Source organism: Flavobacterium branchiophilum NBRC 15030 = ATCC 35035 (assembly GCF_002217205.1).
In the GTDB taxonomy this organism is placed as follows: domain Bacteria; phylum Bacteroidota; class Bacteroidia; order Flavobacteriales; family Flavobacteriaceae; genus Flavobacterium; species Flavobacterium branchiophilum.
This window is the reverse complement of sequence record NZ_MUGT01000226.1, coordinates 1-1,502: the sequence shown is the minus strand read 5'-3', so window position 1 is coordinate 1,502 and position 1,502 is coordinate 1. Positions and strand designations below refer to the sequence as shown.

Here is a 1,502-nt window from a genome sequence, read left to right as displayed (position 1 = left end):
TAAAAAACTATTAAATAAAATAGCAATTATTTACAAATTTTTTATACAAAAGAAACACTAAATCCTCTTGAAATATCATCTAAAAATTTTTCGATAACTCCTTAAGAGGCTGAACTTTATTAATTTTGATCTATTTTTTGTATTTCATTTTATACGCAATAAAAATTCCAATTAATGTAACAAAAATTAAAGGCAATATATATTTTCTATTGTCTTTGAATGAAATATTAGGTGTAGGGCTTTCCTTTTTGCCTAATTTATTAGTTTCGACTTTTTTTTACTACTATTTTTATCTTTAACCAACCAACCTATTTCAGGTCTTAAAGTTAAAGATTTTTTATCTTGTTTTATTCCAACAAATCCAGCTAAAAATTCCATTTCATATTCTTTACCAAAATAATTCCAAATAAAACTAGCTTTTGAAAGTCCATTATTGAATTGATTTGTTTCTAATCCTTCCATAAATTCTTTTGGCTCTTTATTTATGTAAGGATTAGGAATCATTTCTTGACTTCCATTTCTTATATATGGGAAAAATTTTATAATCCAACCTGTGATATATGGCCCACCACTTTCGTCTTTTCTTTTAAAGATATTTTCCCAAAATGTTTTGTCAATTTTGCTTTCGCTTGCATCTATAAATTGTTGCATTATTGGTTCTAATGAATTTATCCATTTATCAATTCCATGGCCTTTTAGACTATTTAAATTATTTTTAATTTTTATCCAATCGAATTTCGTTCCTTCTATGTTAATTTCTGGTATTCCACAAGCTGTTGCATATTCATATTCAAAATATCCACTCATTACGTCTAAAAGTGCAATTTCATAAGCTGCTTTTTCAGTTGGAGTTGTTGTACTGAATGATTGAACATATAAACTATGAATGTCTTTTTTTACATATTTAGATATAGAATCGGCCATCATTGGAAATGCTAACTCCCAAGGTGAATTTTTACTTCCTTTTTTGAACTTATCACTAATAAATTGTGTATTAACAACTAACTTTTTTTTATCGTTAAAAGAAACAAATTTATTTCTTAACTCTTCGGTATTCAAATTTACGTGTGTAGAAAACCCTTGACAAATTAATAGCCAAATCATATCTGGACTTATACTTACCGGTCGATGATCAGAGTATGCCATATAAAGTGTCGAAACAAATGGATGAATTTCAGTTTCTACAAACATCTCGTTTCTGAGTTTAAACTCGCAAGCCTCGAATTGCCCATTAATTCTTTTTTCGATAGCTTTAACATAAGAAACTTCGGATAAAGGCTTGTTCGCTAATTTAACATCATCACATTTTATTTTAACTTGTCCAATTAAATTCGAAACTAATAATAGTGATAATAATGTAAAAATATATCTCATTAATAATTGGTTTTTAAATAATTTTTCAGTTCATTAAACTACATTTTTCAAGCTCTGCCACTATTGTTTGTCTGTAAAAAAACTACCGCTTAATATTTTTCAAAAATAATAAAAAACTATTAAATAAA

Annotated in this window: 1 protein-coding gene; it reads right to left on the bottom strand. The window is 26.6% G+C overall.

The features are described 5' to 3' along the window. Nucleotides 1–252: 252 nt before the first annotated feature. Complete coding sequence (locus B0A58_RS16035; protein WP_089081870.1) at nucleotides 253–1,374, bottom strand: DUF4419 domain-containing protein; 1,122 nt, start codon at nucleotides 1,372–1,374, stop codon at nucleotides 253–255. Nucleotides 1,375–1,502 lie beyond the last annotated feature (128 nt).

Bases quoted from the DNA above. Each gene is read 5' to 3' on its own strand.
- B0A58_RS16035 (WP_089081870.1), bottom strand. From the start codon at position 1,374: ATGAGATATATTTTTACATTATTATCACTATTATTAGTTTCGAATTTA.